The organism is Marinomonas gallaica, assembly GCF_001639745.1.
GTDB lineage: Bacteria > Pseudomonadota > Gammaproteobacteria > Pseudomonadales > Marinomonadaceae > Marinomonas > Marinomonas gallaica.
In genome coordinates this window covers 1-22,325 of the sequence record NZ_LTAX01000023.1, presented here as the reverse complement: position 1 = coordinate 22,325, position 22,325 = coordinate 1, and the positions used below count along the sequence as shown (strand labels likewise).

The 22,325-nt window shown below is 44.5% G+C and carries 28 protein-coding genes and 3 tRNA genes; 10 read left to right on the top strand and 21 right to left on the bottom strand.

The window, feature by feature from the left end; genetic code table 11:
• Positions 1–5: 5 nt before the first annotated feature.
• From AYW76_RS16095 to ffh, 9 genes are all read right to left on the bottom strand, one after another.
• Complete coding sequence (locus tag AYW76_RS16095) at positions 6–716, bottom strand: 16S rRNA (uracil(1498)-N(3))-methyltransferase (protein ID WP_067222980.1); 711 nt, start codon at positions 714–716, stop codon at positions 6–8.
• Between the two features lie 68 nt (positions 717–784).
• Entirely contained in the window at positions 785–2,170 is a 1,386-nt protein-coding gene (gene thrC, locus AYW76_RS16090) for a threonine synthase (protein WP_067222976.1), read from the bottom strand.
• Positions 2,171–2,182: 12 nt separating this feature from the next.
• Positions 2,183–3,484 carry a homoserine dehydrogenase gene (locus tag AYW76_RS16085; RefSeq protein ID WP_067033614.1) on the bottom strand — a complete coding sequence of 434 codons (1,302 nt, stop codon included), beginning with the start codon at positions 3,482–3,484 and terminating at the stop codon, positions 2,183–2,185.
• Positions 3,485–3,635: 151 nt separating this feature from the next.
• Complete coding sequence (locus AYW76_RS16080) at positions 3,636–4,343, bottom strand: thioredoxin fold domain-containing protein (protein ID WP_067222973.1); 708 nt, start codon at positions 4,341–4,343, stop codon at positions 3,636–3,638.
• Positions 4,344–4,448: 105 nt separating this feature from the next.
• Entirely contained in the window at positions 4,449–4,811 is a 363-nt protein-coding gene (gene rplS, locus AYW76_RS16075) for a 50S ribosomal protein L19 (protein ID WP_067033609.1), read from the bottom strand.
• A 70-nt stretch (positions 4,812–4,881) separates the two neighbouring features.
• On the bottom strand, positions 4,882–5,634 hold the full coding sequence (gene trmD / locus AYW76_RS16070) for a tRNA (guanosine(37)-N1)-methyltransferase TrmD (RefSeq protein WP_067222970.1): 753 nt from the start codon (positions 5,632–5,634) through the stop codon (positions 4,882–4,884).
• Positions 5,635–5,652: 18 nt separating this feature from the next.
• Positions 5,653–6,198 (bottom strand): ribosome maturation factor RimM, encoded by a 546-nt coding sequence (rimM, locus tag AYW76_RS16065; protein ID WP_067033603.1) that lies wholly within the window; start codon positions 6,196–6,198, stop codon positions 5,653–5,655.
• A gap of 15 nt (positions 6,199–6,213) precedes the next feature.
• On the bottom strand, positions 6,214–6,462 hold the full coding sequence (rpsP, locus tag AYW76_RS16060) for a 30S ribosomal protein S16 (protein WP_067033600.1): 249 nt from the start codon (positions 6,460–6,462) through the stop codon (positions 6,214–6,216).
• Between the two features lie 152 nt (positions 6,463–6,614).
• A complete protein-coding gene (gene ffh, locus AYW76_RS16055) occupies positions 6,615–7,994 on the bottom strand; it encodes a signal recognition particle protein (RefSeq protein ID WP_067033597.1) in 1,380 nt (459 codons plus the stop codon).
• Positions 7,995–8,122: 128 nt separating this feature from the next.
• On the opposite strand from ffh, the gene AYW76_RS16050 reads away from it, so the two are divergent.
• From AYW76_RS16050 to AYW76_RS16040, 3 genes are all read left to right on the top strand, one after another.
• Positions 8,123–8,890 (top strand): cytochrome C assembly family protein, encoded by a 768-nt coding sequence (locus AYW76_RS16050; RefSeq protein ID WP_067033594.1) that lies wholly within the window; start codon positions 8,123–8,125, stop codon positions 8,888–8,890.
• A 71-nt stretch (positions 8,891–8,961) separates the two neighbouring features.
• Positions 8,962–10,218 carry an HlyC/CorC family transporter gene (locus AYW76_RS16045; protein WP_067033592.1) on the top strand — a complete coding sequence of 419 codons (1,257 nt, stop codon included), beginning with the start codon at positions 8,962–8,964 and terminating at the stop codon, positions 10,216–10,218.
• Between the two features lie 11 nt (positions 10,219–10,229).
• Positions 10,230–10,769, top strand: a complete 540-nt coding sequence (locus AYW76_RS16040) for an NUDIX hydrolase (protein ID WP_067222967.1) — start codon at positions 10,230–10,232, stop codon at positions 10,767–10,769.
• Here AYW76_RS16040 and AYW76_RS16035 read toward each other — a convergent pair.
• The 10 genes from AYW76_RS16035 to AYW76_RS15995 all read right to left on the bottom strand — a co-directional run bounded on the left by AYW76_RS16035 (position 10,756) and on the right by AYW76_RS15995 (position 17,071).
• Positions 10,756–11,064, bottom strand: a complete 309-nt coding sequence (locus AYW76_RS16035) for an NGG1p interacting factor NIF3 (protein ID WP_067222964.1) — start codon at positions 11,062–11,064, stop codon at positions 10,756–10,758. The genes AYW76_RS16040 and AYW76_RS16035 overlap by 14 nt on opposite strands.
• Positions 11,065–11,077: 13 nt before the next feature.
• Positions 11,078–11,944 (bottom strand): DUF72 domain-containing protein, encoded by an 867-nt coding sequence (locus AYW76_RS16030; protein ID WP_067222961.1) that lies wholly within the window; start codon positions 11,942–11,944, stop codon positions 11,078–11,080.
• Positions 11,944–12,447: a transcription elongation factor GreB gene (gene greB, locus AYW76_RS16025; RefSeq protein ID WP_067033580.1), complete on the bottom strand. Its 504-nt coding sequence runs from the start codon at positions 12,445–12,447 to the stop codon at positions 11,944–11,946. The genes AYW76_RS16030 and greB overlap by 1 nt, the downstream gene beginning before the upstream one ends.
• Before the next feature lie 81 nt (positions 12,448–12,528).
• Positions 12,529–13,356 carry a mechanosensitive ion channel family protein gene (locus AYW76_RS16020; protein WP_067033576.1) on the bottom strand — a complete coding sequence of 276 codons (828 nt, stop codon included), beginning with the start codon at positions 13,354–13,356 and terminating at the stop codon, positions 12,529–12,531.
• Between the two features lie 24 nt (positions 13,357–13,380).
• Positions 13,381–13,749, bottom strand: coding sequence for a hypothetical protein (locus tag AYW76_RS16015; protein ID WP_082866271.1), 369 nt, complete (start codon positions 13,747–13,749; stop codon positions 13,381–13,383).
• A 2-nt stretch (positions 13,750–13,751) separates the two neighbouring features.
• On the bottom strand, positions 13,752–14,213 hold the full coding sequence (locus AYW76_RS16010) for a DUF2489 domain-containing protein (protein WP_067222958.1): 462 nt from the start codon (positions 14,211–14,213) through the stop codon (positions 13,752–13,754).
• A 112-nt stretch (positions 14,214–14,325) separates the two neighbouring features.
• Positions 14,326–14,439, bottom strand: coding sequence for a cytochrome c oxidase subunit CcoM (gene ccoM / locus AYW76_RS19600; protein WP_331709461.1), 114 nt, complete (start codon positions 14,437–14,439; stop codon positions 14,326–14,328).
• 77 nt (positions 14,440–14,516) lie between these two features.
• Positions 14,517–15,332, bottom strand: a complete 816-nt coding sequence (locus AYW76_RS16005) for an inositol monophosphatase family protein (RefSeq protein WP_067222954.1) — start codon at positions 15,330–15,332, stop codon at positions 14,517–14,519.
• Positions 15,333–15,345: 13 nt separating this feature from the next.
• Positions 15,346–16,011, bottom strand: a complete 666-nt coding sequence (locus AYW76_RS16000) for an alpha/beta hydrolase (RefSeq protein WP_067033566.1) — start codon at positions 16,009–16,011, stop codon at positions 15,346–15,348.
• 73 nt (positions 16,012–16,084) lie between these two features.
• Entirely contained in the window at positions 16,085–17,071 is a 987-nt protein-coding gene (locus tag AYW76_RS15995; RefSeq protein WP_067033563.1) for a hypothetical protein, read from the bottom strand.
• A gap of 231 nt (positions 17,072–17,302) precedes the next feature.
• On the opposite strand from AYW76_RS15995, the gene AYW76_RS15990 reads away from it, so the two are divergent.
• From AYW76_RS15990 to AYW76_RS15965, 7 genes are all read left to right on the top strand, one after another.
• The gene (locus AYW76_RS15990) at positions 17,303–17,929 is read left to right on the top strand and encodes an LPP20 family lipoprotein (RefSeq protein WP_067033561.1); all 627 of its coding nucleotides are present in this window, start codon (positions 17,303–17,305) and stop codon (positions 17,927–17,929) included.
• The gene (locus tag AYW76_RS15985; RefSeq protein WP_067222951.1) at positions 17,929–19,119 is read left to right on the top strand and encodes a flagellar assembly protein FlgT; all 1,191 of its coding nucleotides are present in this window, start codon (positions 17,929–17,931) and stop codon (positions 19,117–19,119) included. Before AYW76_RS15990 ends, AYW76_RS15985 begins: the two co-directional genes overlap by 1 nt.
• Before the next feature lie 49 nt (positions 19,120–19,168).
• Positions 19,169–19,390, top strand: a complete 222-nt coding sequence (locus tag AYW76_RS15980) for a cell division protein ZapB (protein WP_067033555.1) — start codon at positions 19,169–19,171, stop codon at positions 19,388–19,390.
• Positions 19,391–19,399: 9 nt separating this feature from the next.
• Positions 19,400–19,867: a hypothetical protein gene (locus AYW76_RS15975; protein WP_067033553.1), complete on the top strand. Its 468-nt coding sequence runs from the start codon at positions 19,400–19,402 to the stop codon at positions 19,865–19,867.
• 4 nt (positions 19,868–19,871) lie between these two features.
• Positions 19,872–20,045 (top strand): hypothetical protein, encoded by a 174-nt coding sequence (locus AYW76_RS19150; RefSeq protein ID WP_156489098.1) that lies wholly within the window; start codon positions 19,872–19,874, stop codon positions 20,043–20,045.
• 3 nt (positions 20,046–20,048) lie between these two features.
• Complete coding sequence (locus AYW76_RS15970; RefSeq protein WP_067222948.1) at positions 20,049–21,026, top strand: ProQ/FINO family protein; 978 nt, start codon at positions 20,049–20,051, stop codon at positions 21,024–21,026.
• 52 nt (positions 21,027–21,078) lie between these two features.
• Positions 21,079–21,162, top strand: a tRNA-Tyr gene (locus tag AYW76_RS15965).
• A 994-nt stretch (positions 21,163–22,156) separates the two neighbouring features.
• On the opposite strand, the gene AYW76_RS15960 is transcribed toward AYW76_RS15965, so the two are convergent.
• Positions 22,157–22,232, bottom strand: a tRNA-His gene (locus AYW76_RS15960).
• 16 nt (positions 22,233–22,248) lie between these two features.
• Positions 22,249–22,324: transfer RNA gene (locus AYW76_RS15955), tRNA-Asn, on the bottom strand.
• Position 22,325 lies beyond the last annotated feature (1 nt).

Genomic DNA, 22,325 nt, shown 5'->3' with positions numbered 1-22,325 from the left:
TTTTATTAATACGCTGGGTAAAGCCGCGATAAAAGCACAGGTACAGCAGTTTCAACCTTTAATATTCGATCCCCTAAATGCACCGTTTTCATACCGGCTTCGCCCCATTTTTGCATCTCAAACTCATTCCATCCGCCTTCTGGACCAATGGCTAAGATGCTTGGCTCAGTCAAAGCAACAGGACAAGCCTCAGCTTGATAAGGATGTGCTACCAGTCCAATTTTGCCATCCATTATTGTAGGCAATATATCTTCCACAAAGGGTCGAAAGCGAACTTGTCGATGCAAGGTAGGAAGTACCGTATCGCGGGCTTGCTCTAACCCCTCAATTAAGTACGAATGTAAAGACGCTTCAGTAAGTACTGGACTTTGCCAGTAGCTTTTTTCCACTTTTGCGGAGTTCAATAAGTGAATGGTTTTAACGCCCATCGCCGTAATATTCATCAGCGTACGCTTAAGCATATTCGGTCTCGGCAGTGCTAGTACCAGCTCCAGCGGTAACGCTTTTGGTGGCTCAATGGATAAACTTTGAATAACAGCTTCCCCTTGCAAGGCATCGAATTCAGCATCACCTATCGCACCATTGAGAACGCCAACACGTAACGTATCACCTTGGCCTTTTTTCAGAACCTGTTGAATGTGCTTTAGTTGACGTTCGTTGAGCGCATAGCGATCGTCTGAAACGACTTGTTCCGGAGCTAATAAAATAAGATTCATAGGATAGGAGAAATCGATAAAAGGGAGAGGAAGAGAGCAAGTAGAAGGCCTACTTGCTCTGCTTAGAACTAAATACGATCTGCAACAAAGCCTTGTACGGCAGATAGATCGTTATCAATGACTTCGTACGCTTCATCACGCTCGAATAAGTCTTTCATGTGCTCAGGTAAACTTGGTAAGTCACAACCTGCTTTTTCAACAGCTTCTGGGAACTTCACAGGATGAGCCGTTGCCAACGTAATCATTGGTACAGACTTGTCTTTCCAACACTGACGTGCCGCTTCAAGACCAATCGCAGTGTGTGGATCAAGCAAGTACTGAGTTGACTGGAACACTTCAGAGATCACTTCACAGGTACGCGTATCATCGACTTTGTAACTGTCAAAGTTCTCTTTCACAAATGACCAAGCCTCATCGTTGAGTGTAACGTCACCTGCATTAAAGCGCGCCATCAAATCAGCTAATGCTGCGCTGTCACGACCATGAGCATCAAATAGCAAGCGCTCGAAGTTGCTTGATACCATGATGTCCATACTTGGAGAAAGCGTCACATTCAGAGATTGGCGACTCATATCATTCGTAGCGATGGTACGGTGCAAAATATCGTTCTGGTTTGTTGCCACAACCAACTGATCAATCGGCAAGCCCATTTGCTTAGCCAAGTAACCGGCAAAAATGTCACCAAAGTTACCCGTAGGCACAGAGAAAGACACTTTACGATGCGGACCACCCACGGCCAAGGCAGAAGAGAAGTAGTAAACGATCTGAGCCATAATACGTGCCCAGTTGATCGAGTTTACTGCACCCAATTTCGCACCTTTCAAGAAACCTTGATCTGCAAAACTTGCTTTAATCATGCCCTGACAATCGTCAAAGTTACCTTTCACTGCAATATTGAAAACATTGTCATCAATCACAGTCGTCATCTGACGACGTTGCACTTCTGAAACACGCTGATAAGGATGCAAGATAAAGATATCTAGATGCTCAGAGTGACGGCAACCTTCAATGGCAGCGGAACCTGTGTCACCGGATGTTGCCCCCATAATGACCAGTTTTTCACCGCGCTGACCCAAGATGTAGTCCATCAAACGGCCCAATAACTGCAATGCAAAATCTTTAAACGCCAACGTTGGCCCACGGAATAATTCCAACACCCATTCGTTGTTGTCGGTTTGCACCATCGGTGCGACAGCAGAATGGTTAAAACCAGCGTAAGCTTCATCAATCATGCGCTTGAATTCGCTTTCAGGTACTTCACCTTCAACAAACGGCCACATTACTTTGAATGCGAGTTCTTGGTAGCTCAATGATGCCCAAGATGCGATTTCTTCTTGTGAGAAAGTTGGCAGCTTTTCTGGCACATAAAGGCCACCGTCGCTCGCCAAACCGGCTAACAGAACATCGCCAAAGCCTAATGCAGGAGCTTGGCCACGAGTAGAAACGTATTTCATTACCTAATCCTCTTACGCCAGATTTTCAACACGGATTCGTTGAACAGAACCCGCAACATCTGGCAAAGCTTCGATCGCTGCAATGGCAGCATTCATGTTGCGCTCTTTCACGTCATGCGTCATGACAACCAATGGCACTAGATCACTGCCTTCACGCTCACGCTGAATAACGGATTCAATGCTGATGCCATTCGTCGAAAGAATTTGTGTGATGTTGGCCAATACACCCGCACGATCTTGAATCGTCATATTTAGGAAGAAGCCACATTCGATCTCTTCCATTGGCAAGATCTCAGCATCAGACAGCTGATCAGGCTGGAATGCCAAGTGCGGAACGCGATTGGTTGGATCTGCTGTCAATGTGCGAGCAACATCAATGATGTCAGCAACAACTGAAGACCCAGTTGGCATTGCGCCAGCGCCAGCGCCATACGTTAGAGTAGGACCGACCGCATCGCCTTTTACCATGACAGCATTCATCACGCCATTTACATTCGCCAGTAATGCTTTTTGAGAAATCAAAGTCGGATGGACACGTAGCTCAACACCCGCTTTCGTTCGACGTGCAACACCTAGATGTTTAATGGAATAACCCAATTCACGGGCAAAAGACACATCTTCCGCAGTGATACGGCTAATGCCTTCCGTGTAAGTTTTTTCAAATTGTAGCGGAATGCCGTAAGCAATCGACGCCAAAATAGTCAGTTTATGTGCGGCATCAATACCTTCTACATCGAACGTAGGATCGGCTTCAGCGTAGCCCAGCTCTTGAGCTTCTTTAAGCACGTCATCAAAGGCACGGCCTTTTTCGCTCATCTCAGTCATGATGAAGTTACCTGTACCATTAATGATACCGGCTAACCATTCAATCTTGTTTGAAGACAAACCTTCGCGCAGCATCTTAATAATTGGGATGCCGCCTGCAACAGCCGCTTCAAATGCGACCATGACGCCTTTTGCTTGCGCTTTTGCAAAGATCTCATTGCCGTATTCTGCAATCAAAGCTTTGTTCGCTGTCACTACATGCTTACCATTTTCGATCGCCGTTAACACTAGCTCACGAGCAACGCTGGTGCCGCCAATCAACTCAACCACGATGTCGATATCAGGATTGTTAGCAACCTCAAAAATATCACCCGTGGTATTAATGTCAGTGGTGTCACAGGTAGGATTAACTTGACGCGCGCCAATTTGCTCTACAACAATGCTACGGCCTACACGTCGTGTAATTTCTTCTGCGTTATTACGCAGGATGTTAAACGTACCGGAACCTACTGTTCCAAGACCACATATTCCGACTTTTACCGGTTTCAAAACGATACCCCACAACTGACGGTTTTAATAATTTTGTTCTCGCTGATAAAAAGCGATTAGGTGACCAAAGATTATACCGTCAGTTGTGGCTAAACCCAACGAAGAAAAGCCTGAACTAGGCCTTAGTTTGGTAGATTATATCTGTAAACATCTAAAGGTTTAGTTCTTTTGCTAACTCTTGTGCTGGCAAATAGCCAGGAATGAACTTACCGTTATCCAAAATGATGCTTGGCGTACCACGCACGCCAACACTGTTTCCTAAACGAAACTGGCTAGCGACAGGGTTAGTACACTTGTTATCCGGTACTTCTTTACCCAACTTCGCGTTGGTCATCCATTGCTTAGGATCATCCGAACACCAGATATTCACCATTTGATTGTAAGATTCCGACCCCACACCTGCACGCGGGTATGCAAGATAACGAACAGTGATCCCTAGATCGTTTAACTCTTCGACTTCTTTGTGCAACATACGGCAGTAGCCGCAAGAGATATCAGTGAACACTGATATATGAGCTTTTTCATTCTCAGCCTTGTAGACGATCATCTCAGATTCTGGAAGTTGCTCGATCTTAGCTAGCTTTTTTTGTTCAGTTTCATTGATTAGGTTTTTACCATCAATTTGAAACATATCTCCGGCGATAAAATATTCACCATTAGGTGTCACATGAAGAATCGGTCCATTATCAAGTGTTACTACGTATAAACCACTACCCGAATGCTGCTCAATCGACTCAACGGCATATTGCGGTAATGCATTCGCCACGGCTGTTCGGACCTCTTGCTCACCCGCTTGCACTTGTGTCATCCCTATTAGTGTCAAAGCGACTGCCGACACACTCTTGGCTACGTATCCCATATCAACCTCTGCTCGTTATGATTGCCTTATTAGGCCACCATACTCTATTGAAGTTCCATAAAAAAAGGCGACCGAAGTCGCCTTTTTTTATCACTACTAAAGAAATTAGCGTTTTGCCAATTTCTCTTTGATACGTGCAGATTTACCTGAACGCTCACGTAGGAAGTAGATCTTAGCTTGACGCACGTCACCGCGACGTTTCACTTCAATGCTGTCCACAAGCGGGCTGTAAGTTTGGAACGCACGTTCCACACCGATACCGCTAGAGATTTTGCGAACTGTGAACGCAGAGTTTAGGCCACGGTTACGTTTTGCAATTACAACACCTTCGTAAGCCTGTAGACGCTCACGAGTACCTTCTTTTACTTTAACCTGAACAACAACAGTATCACCAGGACCGAAGGCCGGGATCTCTTTCGTCATTTGCTCTGACTCTAGCTGTTGAATCAGCTTAGTTTTATTACTCATGGATGTGACTCCTAATGATATGGTTTCTTATCAGCGCGAAGGTTATAACGTTCTGATAAGCTCGTGATTCCTACTCTGCCGAGGTTGAAACTTCAGTTTCACGAATAAACTCTTTTAACAACTTCTGCTGTTCCTTGTCCAACTCAAGGTCTTGCAGAAGGTCAGGCCGGCGTTGCCAAGTTCTTCCGAGCTTTTGCTTTAAGCGCCAGCACCGTATCGCCTCATGGTTGCCACTAAGTAGTACAGGTGGTACAGGTTCACCTTCAAGTACTTCGGGGCGAGTATAATGTGGACAATCAAGTAAGCCATCTGAAAATGAATCTTCATCTGCAGAGGCCTGTTTGCCTAACACGCCAGGTATCATGCGAAAGACAGAGTCCATCAACACCATAGCCGGCAACTCACCACCACTTAGGACAAAGTCGCCAATGGACCATTCCTCATCAATCTGAGATTGAATCAAACGCTCATCAACGCCTTCATAACGGCCTGCTACCAGAATAAATTCTGCTTGTTTAGCAAGCTGTTGCACGCCTTCCTGCGTCAGCGTACGCCCCTGAGGGGATAGATAAATAACTTTTGCGTTGGGTACCCATTGCTTGGCACTCTCAATCGCATCTTTTAGGGGCTGAACTTTCATCAGCATCCCCGGGCCACCACCATAAGGACGATCATCGACCGTCTTGTGTTTGTCGTGCGCAAAGGCTCTTGGATTAAAATAATCCACTTCGACGAGTCCAGATTTGAAGGCTCTGCCCGTTACACCATGTTGGGTAATGGCTTGAAACATCTCTGGAAACAGCGTCACTACACCGATTCGCACGCTAGGCCTCGTTAGATCTTAGAAGTCTGGATCCCAATCTACGACCATTTCTTGTTTTTCTAAGTCAATGCTTAAAATAAACTGATCCGGTACATAGGGAATCAAACGCTCTTCACGATCGTAACTGCCTTCACAACTCCGAACCACTACCACATCATTTGCGCCAGTTTCCATCAGTTGCGAGACTTTACCTAGAAGAACACCCTCATTAGTAATTACCTTAAGACCTTCCAATTGCGACCAGTAATAATCACCGTCCTCAAGTTCAGGAAGATCATTGGCATCAATATAGATATCCAAGCCACAGATCTCTTTAACAAGATCGCGGTCGTTATACCCTTTAATTGCTGCCACCAAACCACGCCCTTGTGTGCGCCCTTGGCTTAACTCTATAACTTTCCACCCACTAGGGGTTTTCAGCCACCAATGTTTGTAATCAAAGATTCCAATCATTGGGTCGGTATGGGAATACAACTTCACCCACCCTTTAACACCATATACTGATGTAATGCGTCCAACTACAAGCGCCTGCTCAGGAGCTTTCGCCTGTTTTACAGTAGACATAGCATTACTCCAGTATTAAGCGTTTTTGCCAGCTTCTTTAACAAGCTGAGCAACACGGTCAGAAAGTTGCGCGCCTTGGCCTACCCAGTGATTAACACGGTCTAGGTCTACACGTAGACGTTCTTCTTGACCACGAGCAACAGGGTTAAAGAACCCGATACGCTCGATAAAACGACCATCACGAGCACGGCGGCTGTCAGCCACGTTCAAGTGATAGAAAGGGCGCTTCTTAGAGCCACCACGAGAAAGACGAATAGTTACCATATGATTGGTTCCTTATTGCTTAACGAAACACCTCTTGTTGGGCTCTTTGTGAGTCCTACTACAAGAAGGCGGCATATTCTAGTCGATTCGACCGAAAAACAAAAGGGCGAATTGATCGCCCTTTAAACATTTTTTCATTCTAAGGTAAAACTTTAGAATTTCGGGAAGTTCCCGCCACCTGGCATACCGCCAGGCATCATTCCACCCAAGCCGCGCATCATTTTTTTCATGCCGCCTTTTGAGCTGAATTTCTTCATCATCTTCTGCATCTGTTTGTGCTGTTTTAGAAGACGATTTAAATCTTGAATTTGTAAGCCTGCACCCGCCGAGATACGTTTTTTACGTGAGCCGTTGATCGCATCAGGGTTACGGCGCTCTTCTGGCGTCATAGAGTTAATCAGGGCTTCCATCTGCACGAACATTTTATCGTTCACTTTATCTTGGATATCACCTAACTGCCCCATCCCAGGAAGCTTATCCAACATCGACGTCATACCGCCCATGTTTTTCATTTGCTGCAGTTGCTCGCGGAAGTCTTCAAGGTCAAAGCTTTTGCCTTTTTTAATCTTGCCAGCGAGTTTTTCTGCTTTTTCTTTGTCGATCTTTTGCTCGGCTTGCTCGATCAGGGACAACATGTCACCCATACCAAGAATTCGAGACGCTAATCGATCAGGGTAAAACGGCTCTAAGGCATCCGTTTTTTCACCCACGCCTAAGAACTTGATTGGCTTACCTGTAATATGACGTACCGATAACGCGGCACCACCACGGGCATCACCATCTGTCTTCGTCAAGATCACACCGGTCAGCGGCAGCACATCACCAAACGCTTTGGCCGTATTGGCCGCGTCTTGACCCGTCATTGCGTCGACAACGAACAATGTTTCTACTGGATCAATCGCACCATGCAGCGCCTTGATCTCAGCCATCATGTCTTCATCAATAGCCAAACGACCGGCTGTATCGACAATCAGTACATCTTTGTGGCTCTTCTTCGCGACATCGATGGCATTGTTGGCAATATCAATTGGTTTTTGCGAAATGTCACTTGGAATAAAATCGACACCAATCTCATTGGCCAAGGTTTCTAACTGTTTAATCGCAGCGGGGCGATAAACGTCGGCACTGACCACAGCCACCGATTTTTTCTGACGCTCGGTTAAGTATTTAGCAAGTTTCGCGGCAGAAGTGGTTTTACCGGCACCTTGAAGACCTGCTAACAAAATCACCGCAGGTGGCTTAGCACGAAGATTTAATTCATCGTTCTCTTGCCCCATGACCGCTTCAAGTTCTTGCTTAACGATCTTCAGGAATACCTGACCTGGGCTCAAACTACGCGACACTTCAGTGCCGACTGCACGTTCTTTCACCGCATTAATAAAGTCTTTTACAACGGGCAACGCGACGTCAGCTTCCAACAGCGCCATGCGCACTTCGCGCAATACTTCTTTAATATTGTCTTCGGTAAGTTTGGCACGACCACGGATTCGGTCTAAGGATGACGTTAAGCGTTCGGATAGATTGTCAAACATGTTGCCCTCAAAAATTTGCTTTAGATGGAAAAAACCGCGTATTTCAGTTTATCCAAGGTGAAATTGACTTTATTATAACGAAGAATTGATCGTCACCCTATAGTTTTAACCAGTGGATCGCCTAATACATGACACATCTTTCGCTTTGGCTTGCTTGCATATTATCGCTCACTGCTGGTGGTATCTATTACCAGCGCCCCGGAGTTCGCACGACGCAAACCATCGGCGCGATCGCAATTGTCGTCCACACCATGGCACTTATTCAGTTGCTAGGTAGTAAAGACGGCTTCGATTTTCTAACCATAGGCTTACTGATCGCCTTGATTGGTAACCTATTGCTGTGGTTCAGCAACCGTGACAAAGATTTATCTTTGCTACTTTCTATTGCTTTCCCTCTGGCAGCCGTCATTATTGGTCTTAATGCGGTCGAGCCATGGGATTTACAACAGCTACACAGTAGTTCGTTAGGCACATCAATGCATATTTTGATTGCCTCTGTCGCCTACAGTCTATTTACCGCCGCTTGTGGTATAGGAATTTTGCTAGCAATCCAAGAGTATCAGTTAAAGAATCACCATTTAAAACAACTGCTACGAGTACCACCATTACAAGTACTTGAGCGTTTAATGTTTGAATTTATCTGGGCCGCTTTTGTCTTATTAAGCATCACCATCGCAACGGGCTTTTATTTCATTGACGATATGTTTGCCCAGCACTTAGTGCATAAGACAGCCTTTACCATTGCGTCTTGGTTTGTGTTTGCCGGATTGCTAGGGGGGCGCTTGTATTTAGGCTGGCGTGGTCAGTTAGCGGTAAAACTGACGTTAAGCGGCTTTGCATTATTGATGATCGGGTACTTTGGCACCCAGATCGCGATAGAAATCATTAATAAATGACTAGGATATTTGACAGTCGTCTTGCGACCCCTAATAATCCGGTCAGACCATATCATTGAGGCACAATTTTTTTGAACGAAGTTCCCTTAAGTATTCTCGCTGGAATACTGTTTTTCCTAATTATTTTGTCAGCGTTCTTTTCTAGCTCCGAAACAGGGATGTTGTCGATCAATAAGTATCGTCTCAAACATCTTGTGAAAAGTGGAAATCGCTCCGCCAAAAAAGCCAGCAAACTTCTTGAGCGGCCAGACCGTCTCATCGGCGTTATCTTAATCGGTAACAACTTCGTCAATATTTTAGCTTCTGCCATCGCTACCATCATTGCGGTGCGTATATGGGGTGACGCAGGGGTTGCGATTGCAACCGGTGCCTTAACATTGATTATTTTGATCTTTGCCGAAGTGACGCCAAAAACCATGGCAACGATTCACCCAGAGAAGATTGCTTTCCCTGCCTCATGGGTCCTGACAGTCCTGCTTAAAGTTCTGTACCCATTAGTCGTCATTGTAAACACCATGTCTAACGGATTAATGCGTTTAGTCGGCGTTAAACACATTCATGGCAACCACGACAAACTGGGCTCAGAAGAACTACGAACCGTTGTAAACGAAGCCAGTGGTTTGATTCCAGCAGCCCACCAAGAAATGCTACTTTCGATCCTTGATCTTGAAAATGTCTCTGTTGAAGACATCATGATCCCGCGTAACGAAGTAGTCGGAATCGACATCGAAGATTCAATCGAAGAAATTATCGAGCAAATCTGCCAATCTCGACACACGCGTATGCCTGTTTATAATGGTGAAATTAATAAAGTCATTGGTATTTTGCATGCCCGTCATGCGGCTCAATTCTTAAGAGAATCAAACCCTTCCAAGGCCGCCCTACTAAAAGCAACACTAGAGCCTTACTTTATTCCTGAAAGTACGTCGATTAACACCGTGCTACTAAACTTCCAAAAAGATCACCAGCAAATGGGGATCGTTGTAGATGAGTACGGCGATGTACAAGGGATTGCAGCACTGGAAGACATTCTCGAGGAGATTGTCGGTGAGTTTACGCCACCACAGGAAGACGAAGAAGAAGAGATCAACTTACTGGAAGACGGCTCATTCCGGATCGAAGGCTCAACACACATTCGCGACATCAATAAAACACTTAGCTGGCACTTACCGACAGATGGACCTAAAACGCTTAACGGACTAATCATTGAAACGCTTGAATTCATCCCAGAACACCCCATTAGTTTATGGGTGGATAACTACATCATTGAGATCCAAGAAATCGAAGACAAAGTTGTTAAATACGCACGCCTAGAACATAAACGCTAGCAGGTAACCTTATGAGATTTTGCCCTAAATGCGGCCACCAGGTGAACATGGAGATTCCAGAAGGCGATAATCGCAAACGCGCGGTTTGTCCTAACTGTGAATTCATCGATTACGATAATCCTCGAATGATCACTGGCACACTGCCTCTATTCCAAGGCAAAGTTCTACTCTGCAAGCGCAATATCGAGCCGCGCAAAGGCTACTGGACACTGCCAGCAGGGTTTATGGAAAACAGCGAGACCACGCTTGAAGGGGCCTTAAGAGAAACCTTAGAAGAGAGTGGCTCGGTTGCCATTGCGAAGCAACCCTTCTCAATGATCAGCATTCCGCATGTTAACCAAGTACACATTTATTATTTAGCAGAATTACAGAAAGCAGATTTTCACCCTACCTCAGAAAGCTCCGAAGTTGAGTTATTCGAATTAGCAGACATTCCGTGGGATGAGATGGCTTTCAGTAGCGTCACCAAGACACTTGAGTTCTTCATAGAAGATCATAAGTCTGGCCATTATGGCTTCCATGAAGACAACATCATTGTTAACACTCAATAGCAATCAGATGATAAGCCACTTCTTCATAAGGGTGGCTTAACTTCAACGCACTGACCACCGCTTCCCGACAATCGTCCAGCAATATCATCTCGACTCGATATTCTTCTAACTCTTCCAGCTTACCCGCTTCTCCAATAAACGGAGTGGCATGTAACGACGGCTGAAACTGACCTTCTCCTTTTACTTGCCAACACACAAAATCGTAATTTCCCAAGTGTCCCGCACCAGCAGCAAATACGGCTTCTTTGACCTGCTCCAAGTGTGTTTCAGGCACGTAAAATATCAAGCTATACATTAGACATACTCCTCTATAACAATCCCATCTGCTCATGCTGAACAGGCAAAGCAAGCTGCTTCTCATAGCCGCTAATTTTGATCGATAGCTTCTCATCTAACCAGCTAGCTAAGGTTGGCGCCGCAATATTGTCTGACGAATGCACAAACACCGTCGGCTCTCGCCCCTCCGTCAACCACATTTCTAGTTTAGCAGCCCATTGATCTAGCCAAATATGGTTTCGCTCAAGATCAGGATGCCCAATGAAACGCACGACCGGAAAACCGCCGGTTGCTAATACGTGGCAAGGCACTCGAGGCTTCTTACGTTGCGCATCCTCAAGACTGTCACAATACGCCGGCGTAGAAAAAACCGGACGAGAGTCCATAATCACTTTATCGTATTGACCACCCGCCAATAAACGTAATAATGCTCTTTCACCTTCTTGTTTATCAAAATAGCTCAAAGAGCGTACTTCAACACTTAAACTGCTTGTTAAGCACCAGCTTTGGCACAACTGCGCTATTGTCATGAGGTAGCTGCTGTCTACAGACGCAGGAAACTGCAGCATGGTGGGTCCCAACTTATCTTGAATCGGTTGAAGCAATGTTTGAAATTGCTGCCAGTCTTTTAACACCTCTGCAAAAGGTGTTTCATTAAGTTGGTGTGAGATACGACGCGGTGCTTTGAAAGAAAAACGAAAATCATCCGGTACTTGTTGTGACCAACGCTCAATCTGCTCTGGCGCCACATCAGTATAAAAGGTACTCCCCACCTCCACGCTTTTAAAAAACCGCGCGTAATGACCCAATCGAGCGCCAGTACTTTCTGACCTTGGGTAGATCCAATCAACCCAAGCAGGGTGTTGCCATTGCGCCATACCAAAACGAATCATCGACATTAGGGCTCTAGGTATTCAATTTGCTCAATAAAGAAGGTTCTGTCTCCGCCTACACGTCGTAACACGACTTCATCCCCATCACGTCGTTTTAGTAACGCTTTTGCAACAGGCGAATCCATACTGATATAAGCCTCATGATGATCTATTTCATCTGGGCCTACGATACGATAACGCTCTAGATTTCCATCTTCATCTTCCAAAGTCACCCAAGCACCGAAAAACACAATACCACGATCAATAGGCAGACGATCCACGATCGTACATTGATCTAAACGTTTCTCTAAATAACGCACGCGACGATCAATCTCTCGTAACTGTTTTTTTCCGTAGATATATTCTGCATTCTCCGATCGATCACCGAGCTTAGCAGCGTCACTCACACTTTGAGTGACTTCTGGGCGCTTTTCTTTCCACAGATATTTAAGCTCAGCCAATAACTTATCAGCACCCTCTTTGGTGATATAGGCAGCTTTAGGTGCTCCTGGTGGGCGATATCGACTCATAACTTTCTACTTACCCGTATATTTTAGATACAAAAAAGGCGCTTCGAAAACGAAGCGCCTTTGATTTACAAAGGACGACTATTAGTCTTCTTTCGACAAATGTACATCCATTTGAGGAAATGGGATACCAACACCGTTTTCATCAAATGTGTATTTAATTTTTTCTAAAAGGTCTGAACGCAAAGCCCAATAGTCCTCAGCCTTAACCCAAGGGCGTACAGCAAAGTTTACAGAACTGTCGGCTAATTCAAAGACCCAAATAATAGGCTCCGGATCTTTCAAAACTCGCTCATCATTAACCAAAATTTCTTTCATTAGATCTCGCGCTTTTTTGATATCAGATTCATAACTGATACCGATCACCAGATCTAAACGACGCGTTGATTCTCGCGAGAAGTTAACAATTGAGCTGTCCATAATATCCGAGTTTGGTACGATAATAACTCGGTTATCCGGCGTTTTCATATGAGTATGGAACAGTTCAATGCGATTTACAGTTCCCATTTGACCACCAGCATCTACGAAATCACCGGCACGGAATGGACGTAGAAGAATAATCAATACACCCGATGCGAAATTTGACAACGACCCTTGTAAAGCAAGACCTACTGCCAAGCCAGCCGCACCTAAAATGGCAATAAATGATGTGGTTTCTACACCAATTTGGCCCAAGGCCATTAACACCACGCCCGCAAACAATAGAGCGTACATAATACTCGATGCAAAGCCTGCTACTGCTTTATCCACTTTGGATTTAAGCATGCGGTTTTCGACCCAGTCCGATACACGTCTAGCAAGCCATTTACCAATAAAGAAGATGACGATGCCAGCAATGATGGCCACACCCTTCTCAGTTATCCAAGGTAGCCATTGGCTTCCTTCGTCGATCCACTTTTCCAAGTCATCCATAAGTAATTCCCACTCTCTCGTTAGTTAAGCTAAATAGTCTTTTTTATGCTGCCAATGATCTAACAGATCTTGGAGCACTAGTGTTCCCTGTTTTGAGAACACCATGTACACCTTTCCGTTTTTAGTAACGGTATTTATAACATGCCTATCATCCACTTCAAGGCACGCCAACCGCAAAGCTTCAATTTCATTATCATAGCGAACCTGCATCCCAATAAAGATATGCCAATCACGCTCTAACAATGAGCCGGAAACGGCTTCTTGAAGCACTTTGATGCACCCTTCTTGGTCTACCTGATAATACGGCATACGCTGACGATGCTTTATAAAAAATAATAGTATGGTGATAAACACCACAAAACTAATTAGAACCGCCAATATAGCTTGTGCCATAATCAGTCGAATTTATACGCTAACAAATCGATTTTTGCCTGACGCAGTTGCTCAAGATGCTTCGCTTCCAACGCATCCATTTCGTCACGATATTTACGGCGAGCCTTTAGTGGTAACTCATTCCATTGATCATGTGTCGGAATATGTTGCGTATTTTGCTCGACCACATAAATCGCGCTTACACTTTCATGTTCAGACAAGTCAATGCTTAACTGATCTAGCAAATTTTTGACACGGATTGCGACCTCTGTCCAAGTCAGTTTGTCATCCTCTTCAATGGCCTGCATAAGAATACGAACACTTTCAATACGTTTCGCACGCTCTTCTTGAAGACGCTGTTCACCAGCTTGAATTCGATCAGCACGCTGTTTATTCAGCTTTAGCTGTCTTGAGATGAAGTAAATAGATGCGACGATGAGAAGTAAACAAACCGCCAAAGCAATAAAATATGAAGTTGTAGACATAAGTCTCCTGAGATCTGGTCATGTGCTCAGAATCTATTCTACACAGGGTTCAGGAAACGATCAGCAAAAGAAGGAGGATTGGGCACCACAAATACTGCAATGCCCAGAGTTTTCACTTTTTGTCACGGGTTACATGACGATAAACAATGACCCCAAAGCCAATAAAAAAGACACACATCAACCCTACTGTCACAACACCCGCTAAAACCACATCATCTAAAAACATAACGACCTCCTATTCGGTTAAAACACTCATCACCAGATTAGAAGTAAACGTCATGAACTAGACTGACGCACATCAGGTCAAATTTTCGACAGTTGCAAGATATCTAATAAAGAATGATATAAATCAGGGGGCGCCACCAGTAGACAGTGGCCGTTTATGGCAGAAGGCCACGAGTCATTTTGTGGCGTATAACTGCCAACCAAAGCACCCGCTTCATTCGCGATCAAGGCCCCGGCAGCCATATCCCATGGCTTAACGGTCTCGTAATAAGCATCAATCACACCACTCGCCACGGCGCACAGATCTAATGCAGCAGAGCCATTGCGCCGTATATCTTGGCAAGACGCTAACACTGAACCTAATGAGTGCATTAGCTGCGGTAAGGCAGTTTTGTCATAAGGAAACCCCGTCGCCACAATCGCATTGCGAATGTCGGAACGTTTACTTACGTGAATTTCTTCTCCGTTTAGCCAAGCACCTTGCCCTTTTATCGCACTGAATGTCTGATTTAGAAACGGCGCATGCACCACCCCTACCCAGCGCTCGCCTTGATATAAAACGGCAATGGATACCGCAACGTAAAGTAAACCTTGCGCAAAATTAATCGTCCCATCAATGGGATCAATAACCCATACAGGGACGTCACTTTTCTGCACTAATGCTAAATCAGGAGAAGACTCTTCAGATAAAATTAAATGATCAGGAAAAGTCTGCTTAATTTGTCTACACAAGTAATCATCCACAGCCAAATCTGTTGACGTCACTAACTCGTGCTCAGACTTATATTGCTCAGAAAAGTCAGCAAGATTGCGTGCCTCCTGTATCATTGCACCCGCATGTGTCGCCCAACTTTTAGCGTAACTTAGCCACTCATCAACCGTTACTTCGTCCATTATTCCGAGCCTTTTATGAAAAACGTTGATTTAGCCATAAAGCGATATCGCGCACTTGATCTGGGCAAACGGCATGAGGCATCTCATAAACTTTATACTCACAATCATAACCTAATTCATCTAAGTGCTGCTTAGCTCGCTCAGCTAGAACAGGCGCCACTACAGGGTCATAAGAGCCATGATGAATTAAAAATGGTGTTTCTTGGTTTGTATTCGAGCCATCGTTTTCAATGACGTCTGGATCCGCAAGATAAGTAGACAGCGCCATTACGCCAGCAAAGCGATGCTGACCGAATAAGGCGACTTGGTAAGCAATTACGCCTCCTTGGGAAAATCCTGCTATCACGACATTTTCACTTGAAATCCCCTGCTCGGCTAAATCTGTAACGATGGTTTCAATTTGCTCTGCCGATTCATGAATATTGTCCATGTCGACCTTACGATCGAGCGTCATTTCTAATATGTCATACCAAGCACGCATTTTCATGCCACCATTAATCGTAACCGGACGAATGGGCGCATTAGGAAAAACAAAGCGCACACCCTTTCCTGATAACCCTAGCTGCGGAACCAAACCTTCAAAGTCATGACAATCTGAACCCAATCCATGCAGCCAAATCACGGCATATTGTGGATTCTCTGCTGTATCAACTGTTATATATTCAAGTGCTTCTGCCACGGGTATCTCCAAAAAAAATAGGCTATCGTTTATCACGATAGCCTATCATATCTCAGCGTTATTTCTGCTCTGCTTAATGAGAGCTCGGCAACTTTGTTTCCAGCACTTTTTGATGTTCATCTAATACAAACTGAACATCCGCTTGCTGTAACATCGAGCAAATCATATGACGCGTAATTCGCTCATAATATTGCATAAAGCCTTTTAACACTTCAGGCGACATCACTTTTATGTCTAACGTATCTAAAACACCGCCATGTATGTCATACAAATGCGCCTCGAGAACACGCTCTTGCTTATTGCGCCAATCATATACCACATCAAAGCTGGGTGGCTGCATCCACATTTTTACATCAATTAAATCAAATAACGTTTGATAATCCGTTTGTAAATGCTTATTCACCTCACTACGCCATATGCCATCAGGGTCTTTGTCTTTTTCCAAGACGTTCATTGGCTCCATTAAATGCTCTTCAGGCATGGCCTGAGCACCAACACACCAGCCCTCAAAGAAAATCACATCAACAGGGCCAGACACCTCTTGCCAGCGGTGCACAGGCTTACGATCATCTAAAGACTTATCAAAAGTAGGTACGTACATTACTTCACCTGCTTTTAAGTTTTTTAAACGATTAAAAATAGTAAGCGCCAGCTGAGTATCATGAGTCCCTGGCACACCTCTGGTTCCAAATAATGGATGCTTTCTTGAGGCATAGGACAGTCGATCCGAACGCTGTAGATATAAATCGTCCAAGCTGACGACAACGGCATTCAAATCAAAGCCTTTTGCCAAAATATGACTAACAACGGAGCAAAAAGTGGTTTTACCGCAACCTTGCGGACCACCTAAACCAAGAATCAGCGGTGCATGCTTAGGCTTGGAACAGTCGCTCACCCAGCGAGCAAAGGGCAAAAAAAGATCATCAATTCGGTCTGCTAAGGACTCATCAGCATACAATCCCTTTAGAGTTTGCTCGACTTCAAAGCGCAAACGCTCGGCTAATGAGGCTGGCAGGTTATGAGCTTGACTCAACAAGCTAAGTTCAAGGACATTTATCATATGCAACCTCCCACTTTTATCGAGATAAGTATAGACACAGATCAGACTTTCACCAGAATGGATTACCCTGTCTTACAATTTCTAAAGACAAGATTTTCATATGAATAGCAGCCTTATGATGCAATTTTGTGCAAATTTACTTCAAGATTGGGTGGTAAACACCGTACACTATAGGGAATATGAATTTAGCGATGCAATATGAACAAGGCATGCCGATATGGAGGAGCTTCAATGAAATTAAAAGGTGGTCTGCTAACCGTGGCGTGCACATCAATGCTGTTACTTTCAGGCTGTGTCACCACGCAACCACGCACGCCTATCTGCACCTCAACATCGCCTTGTGTTGACGGTATGGCATCCGTAGCGGGCAGCCCAGCTGCATCGCAACAAGCTCGTAATGTTGAAATCGTAGATGTCGTACAAAGAGACCCTATTGTCATTAATGCTACCGGCTATTCTGCTCCAATTTCCAGTAAGTCCATGTCGAAGTCTCAAGCTCGTCTTATGTCCATGAGGGGCTCAAAGCTTGAAGCTTATCGAAACCTTTCCGAACGTGTTTATGGGATCAGTTTGGATGGCACCAGCTCCCTGAGCAACATGATGATGGAACATGACCAACTTCGAACTTATGTAAATGCTTATTTAGTAGGTGCCAAAGTGATTTCACAGCGAGAACTGGAAGACGGTACATTCGAAACGGTTGTTGAGCTGGCATTACAAGAAAACTTTAGGCAATGTGCCAGCTCTCCTGAGGCCATTCGTTCCAATCCCAACTGCCAGTTACGTAAACGCAGCACACCATCGAGCACTATGGCAGCTCCCAAAAAACAACCGTCCTCATTTTATAGCGTGCAATAATGAAAGTTTTGGTTTCCTCTCTATTACTGCTTCTGTCATTGAGCCTTCCTGCACAAGTCATTCAAGCAGAGGGCCAAGCCATTATTTATAATCAAGATATAAATGATGCTCGCTACCGCGCAACACAACAGGCAATTAAACAGGCAACGCTTCAAGCCAGCGCATTAGTACGAAGCAATGACAGTCTAAGTAATGGCACACTAAACTCGAACCTTTCTATCCAAGCCTCAGGGCAAGCTGACAATGTCGATATCATTTCGGAGCAAGTGTTTGATAATATTTTAAGCCTTACCATTGAGGCTAATATTAATACAGACGACATGTGCGATAACGGTACCGTTAACCCTTATCGAAAGTCCGTTGGCGTAACAGGCTTTGCCTTACAATCTCCACAACAAGCCACACTCGGTGCATTACATAACATTGGTCGTCAATTACCTAAAAACTTGGTCGACGCAATCAACCAGCAAGGTTATATAAGAGCTTTGGCGGCAACCCATCTGAGTGTTTATCCCGATTTAATCAATGCACCTACCTCAGCTAATAATGACGGTTCATTAACAGATGTGGCTCGCATCGGCGAAGATCTTGGCGTGCAATACGTCATAAGTGGTGTGATTCGAGACATCAGTGAGCTGTACCCTAAACATCCTAAAGACAAGACTCCCCTTAACTCTTTGCTCAGCTGGGCGAACAAAGAGGATGGACAACGTAGTTTTGTGCTCGATTTATATATTTACGATGGATTTAGTGGCGCTTTGATCTTTCAACATCGTTATGATGAAGTTGGTAACTGGGACACCGAAGAAAACAACAAGGTTGGCTTTGGATCTTCACAGTTTTGGGCGCTACATTATGGTAAAGTCGTGGCTCAGACATTGAATGCAATGTCTATCGATACCAGCGATGATTTACGTTGCCAACCATTTGTTGCCAACATTTTTCGTACACAAGGAAACCAGATCTATTTAAACGCTGGAGCCTTAGCTGGAATTAAAAAAGGCGACCAGTTTCAAGTTTTTCGTCGCTATGAGATATTTGACCAATTGCAGAATGCGCAAACACAGCTTAATAACGCCAACATCAATGTTACAATTACGCAAGTTCAACCGAACTTTGCAATTGGCGAGCTCGCTGTCGAAGCTAGAATTCTAAACGTACAACAACAAGATGTTGTGATCGCTTGGTAATTGAATAAAATCAAGCCACAACAACCTATATGATCAGGATAGAAGTTACATGAACAACGAATTATTACATCACCTAGAACAGCGTATCAATGCAGCAGTAGAAGAGATTTCAACACTTCGTCAACGCATCTCTGAACTGGAGATGCAGAACTACGAGCTATCAGAAGAGCGTGACGAAACAAAAGCACAACTGGCACAACAAGCTGAGCAAACCACAAACTGGGAAAGCAGCTTGAACCAAATGCTGAGCAAACTTAACCAACTGGATTAATTAACGTTTATGAAAAAATTTGTTACAGCGGCACTTCTTGCAGGGGCCACCAGCGCATTTGCCGCTGGACAATTTTCTCCTCTATTCAGCTTTGAAGGCGTTTTCAGCAAGCCGACAACAGCAACAGGCACAACATCAAGCTTTATAAATGCTTCAATGGAATACACTTACCCTCGTAGCCTATCAGTATATGGTGGTGTGTCTTTCATTTTACGAGACAGCTTTGAAACGGGCGGCCACGTTGGCATGCGCTTTTATACGCCAACACCACTATTTTATGTCAATGGTTCCGCTCCTGTTTGGAGCTACTTAGGTGCTGGCGTTAATGTATTAGATGATGTTGCGTTTTATCCAGAGGCCGGCTTTCGCATCGGTCTTACCGATGACACTCGTATCGACCTTTTTATGAAGGTGTATAACTCTAACGACACTGCTTACGATCGCCATGCTACCATCGGCGTGGGTCTAACATTCTAACGCTATGAAACTGTTTGCGATTCTTATTATTTGTATTGCTCTGATTAGCGTCTATCGCTGGTTGGAAAACAGCACACCTTCTCTGGTTGTTCTGCCTACCCCCCAGCAGCTAAATAAAATGGTTGGCCTTGAAGACGCTCCGCGTGTACCACTTTGGCTTGCTGATGCAGGAAATTAACTTATGGACCGCTTAATCAAAGCCTTAGAAGGCAAAATCGATGATTTAGTGAATCAGTTAGAACTCGCTAAACTTGAAATTGAGCAATTAAAAGAGCACACCCACTCTAATGAAAGCAGCGCGCCAAGTGATGCCTCGTTAGATCTACTTTCTTCAATGAGCCAGCGCCGTTCAACCGAAGAACAGCTACAACTGTACATTGAAGACAGTTTAGACCTGCTCAATCCTGTTGAATCAGAGGCAGATGAGCCAGAAACAGACAACAACCAGACCACTTTAAACTTTGACCTTCTTCACTCTGCTTTGGAAGATCAACCAACTGAAGACATTCAAGAAACAAAAGACTCTCCTATGACTACTGAACAACAAACAACGATCACCGCTGACATCCAAGAGACTGCTGCGACTGAAGTTGAGCATACTGAAACAACCTCTACGCCTAGCGAAACTCCTGAAACAGCATCACTCAGTGCCGAGGAGAAGCGTCGTCAGAAAAATCAGAAGAACAATCGTCGCCTGATTAAGATGTTGGAAGATCGCTACCCCAAAGCATTCGATTGGAATAACCCTCGCCCACTTAAGGTTGGTATCGATAAAGATATGACCTTGGACGAAGAGTTTAACGCCAGCAAACAAAAGCGCGCCATGGCCGCTTACACACGCTCTGACCGTTACAAGAAGTGTCTACAGTCGGGCCAACCTCGTATTGACTTAGAAGGCATCGCGGTAAGCGATGAACCAGCACTTCCTAACACTAAGAAGCCTACTGCTGCACCTGAGGCGAAAAAGCCAATGCCTAAACACAACAAAGGCAAACGTCCTCAAGACAACAAACCTCAAGCAAATAAAAGCAAAGGCAAAGCAAACCCACGCTCATCAAACAAAGAGCGCAACCAACCAAAACAAGACCCTCAATTCGATAATCTGTCGCCTGAAGAGCGCATGAAAGCTAAATTAGCACTTTTAACGAATAAAAGTTAAAAAAGGGGTTTACAAGAGGCGGGGCTATACGTAATATATGCCTCGCTGCTGTGGAGGGGTTCCCGAGTGGCCAAAGGGAGCAGATTGTAAATCTGCCACGAAAGTTTCGGTGGTTCGAATCCACCTCCCTCCACCATTTTTATTTTCTCGATTTTTCATTTATAAAAATCGTTCGAAATTAAAAATTTATCTATCGAGTCATTCTGACTTAAGTAATTAAAAACACTTCAACTGAACAACAAAACCATTTCTATAATTATTTAAGCACTTCAAACATAGCGATATTATTTATATCAGAGAAAACCCTTCAAACCCTCTCCATCAATAAATCCAGACACCCAACCCTCTCAAACTAAATAACCACTAGACCAGCTCAGATACCTATTAGCTATACAACTCCCATATCAATAGCCACTTACAAGCAACTAAGAAACCTCGGAACACCACAGAAACCACTGATACTGAGCACCCACACATAAGCTTTCTCCCAGGCCCATACATCACAGAACTACTTAACTAAGCACCAGTCAGCCCCTCAGCGATCAACTCACCCCTACAAAACCAAACACACCAAGACTGCTATATTCGCCCATAACATGAAGCCTGCACCCGTATCGAATCATCCGATAAAACCTCAGACCAACCACAGCGAAAAATCTTGTTATTGATACGTAAATAATGGGAGCACAACAAAGAAAACTCTAGCAAGCAGCAACGACCCACCCAAACCAGTCAATCTACGACCCACGATTGGTGCAGACTTTTAATAAGCACGACTCAACAAGGAGCAAGCAAGATAACCCCTCTCAATAGCTTAGAAATACTTTGCAGACCGACCTATCAAACACCAAAGCAACCACAACACCTGAACAACAAAACGGCTCGAAAAGCTATCAGAGAACCCCCCCCCCCCCCCCTCAAGACCTACGGCTATTCATAGCAACCACTCAAGGAACGACAAGTAACAGAAATGTAGAAATGTAGAAATGTAGAAATATAGAAATGTAGAAATGTAGAAATGTAGAAATGTAGAAATGTAGAAATGTAGAAATGTAGAAATGTAGAAATGTAGAAAATGAAAAATACTGAAGGGAAAAGCGAAAGGAAGAAAATATTAAATAGGCAACTAATGGGGTGGACGATGGGGCTTGAACCCACGACCGCCGGAATCACAATCCGGAGCTCTACCAACTGAGCTACGCCCACCATATAGTGCTAGATATGGCTCCCTGAACTGGACTCGAACCAGTGACCTAATGATTAACAGTCATTTGCTCTACCAACTGAGCTATCAGGGAA

What these genes read in the sequence shown, in the direction of transcription:
- AYW76_RS16050 (WP_067033594.1), top strand. Translation starts at nt 8,123, where the DNA reads ATGACACATCTTTCGCTTTGGCTTGCTTGCATATTATCGCTCACTGCT.
- AYW76_RS15995 (WP_067033563.1), bottom strand. Translation starts at nt 17,071, where the DNA reads ATGATAAATGTCCTTGAACTTAGCTTGTTGAGTCAAGCTCATAACCTG.
- greB (WP_067033580.1), bottom strand. Translation starts at nt 12,447, where the DNA reads ATGAGTCGATATCGCCCACCAGGAGCACCTAAAGCTGCCTATATCACC.
- AYW76_RS16035 (WP_067222964.1), bottom strand. Translation starts at nt 11,064, where the DNA reads ATGTATAGCTTGATATTTTACGTGCCTGAAACACACTTGGAGCAGGTC.
- AYW76_RS16020 (WP_067033576.1), bottom strand. Translation starts at nt 13,356, where the DNA reads ATGGATGACTTGGAAAAGTGGATCGACGAAGGAAGCCAATGGCTACCT.
- ffh (WP_067033597.1), bottom strand. Translation starts at nt 7,994, where the DNA reads ATGTTTGACAATCTATCCGAACGCTTAACGTCATCCTTAGACCGAATC.
- AYW76_RS16010 (WP_067222958.1), bottom strand. Translation starts at nt 14,213, where the DNA reads ATGTCTACAACTTCATATTTTATTGCTTTGGCGGTTTGTTTACTTCTC.
- thrC (WP_067222976.1), bottom strand. Translation starts at nt 2,170, where the DNA reads ATGAAATACGTTTCTACTCGTGGCCAAGCTCCTGCATTAGGCTTTGGC.
- rpsP (WP_067033600.1), bottom strand. Translation starts at nt 6,462, where the DNA reads ATGGTAACTATTCGTCTTTCTCGTGGTGGCTCTAAGAAGCGCCCTTTC.
- AYW76_RS16080 (WP_067222973.1), bottom strand. Translation starts at nt 4,343, where the DNA reads ATGGGATACGTAGCCAAGAGTGTGTCGGCAGTCGCTTTGACACTAATA.
- AYW76_RS15970 (WP_067222948.1), top strand. Translation starts at nt 20,049, where the DNA reads ATGGACCGCTTAATCAAAGCCTTAGAAGGCAAAATCGATGATTTAGTG.
- AYW76_RS16005 (WP_067222954.1), bottom strand. Translation starts at nt 15,332, where the DNA reads ATGGACGAAGTAACGGTTGATGAGTGGCTAAGTTACGCTAAAAGTTGG.
- rplS (WP_067033609.1), bottom strand. Translation starts at nt 4,811, where the DNA reads ATGAGTAATAAAACTAAGCTGATTCAACAGCTAGAGTCAGAGCAAATG.
- AYW76_RS15990 (WP_067033561.1), top strand. Translation starts at nt 17,303, where the DNA reads ATGAAATTAAAAGGTGGTCTGCTAACCGTGGCGTGCACATCAATGCTG.
- AYW76_RS16095 (WP_067222980.1), bottom strand. Translation starts at nt 716, where the DNA reads ATGAATCTTATTTTATTAGCTCCGGAACAAGTCGTTTCAGACGATCGC.
- rimM (WP_067033603.1), bottom strand. Translation starts at nt 6,198, where the DNA reads ATGTCTACTGTAAAACAGGCGAAAGCTCCTGAGCAGGCGCTTGTAGTT.
- AYW76_RS16030 (WP_067222961.1), bottom strand. Translation starts at nt 11,944, where the DNA reads ATGTCGATGATTCGTTTTGGTATGGCGCAATGGCAACACCCTGCTTGG.
- AYW76_RS16015 (WP_082866271.1), bottom strand. Translation starts at nt 13,749, where the DNA reads ATGGCACAAGCTATATTGGCGGTTCTAATTAGTTTTGTGGTGTTTATC.
- AYW76_RS15985 (WP_067222951.1), top strand. Translation starts at nt 17,929, where the DNA reads ATGAAAGTTTTGGTTTCCTCTCTATTACTGCTTCTGTCATTGAGCCTT.
- ccoM (WP_331709461.1), bottom strand. Translation starts at nt 14,439, where the DNA reads ATGTTTTTAGATGATGTGGTTTTAGCGGGTGTTGTGACAGTAGGGTTG.
- AYW76_RS15975 (WP_067033553.1), top strand. Translation starts at nt 19,400, where the DNA reads ATGAAAAAATTTGTTACAGCGGCACTTCTTGCAGGGGCCACCAGCGCA.
- AYW76_RS15980 (WP_067033555.1), top strand. Translation starts at nt 19,169, where the DNA reads ATGAACAACGAATTATTACATCACCTAGAACAGCGTATCAATGCAGCA.
- AYW76_RS16040 (WP_067222967.1), top strand. Translation starts at nt 10,230, where the DNA reads ATGAGATTTTGCCCTAAATGCGGCCACCAGGTGAACATGGAGATTCCA.
- AYW76_RS19150 (WP_156489098.1), top strand. Translation starts at nt 19,872, where the DNA reads ATGAAACTGTTTGCGATTCTTATTATTTGTATTGCTCTGATTAGCGTC.